General features: G+C 50.2%; 1 protein-coding gene. It reads left to right on the top strand.

Annotated elements, in window-relative coordinates:
* On the top strand, window positions 1-239 hold a 239-nt coding region (locus R0J87_RS24340; RefSeq protein ID WP_498889620.1), incomplete at both ends, for a hypothetical protein.

The following is a 239-nucleotide window of genomic DNA, read 5'->3' on the forward strand; positions in this document are numbered from 1 at the left end:
GGCGGGGGGATCTTTTCATATTTGCCGCAATCGAAAGAAGAGCGCTATTATGAGGACCTTTTTGGCACTCCGACCGGGATCCAATTCAAAGCGGCCGCTGACATGTACGGTGCTGAGTATTTTTCTGCGGAGACGGTAGCACAATTGAAGACGGCGCTTCGAACGCCGAAAGAAAAACCGGTACGCATTATAGAAGTGGCGACGGACCGTGCCAATAACGTAACGATTCACCGAAAATT

This window comes from Halomonas sp. SIMBA_159, from assembly GCF_046536035.1.
Lineage (GTDB): Bacteria > Pseudomonadota > Gammaproteobacteria > Pseudomonadales > Halomonadaceae > Vreelandella > Vreelandella venusta_A.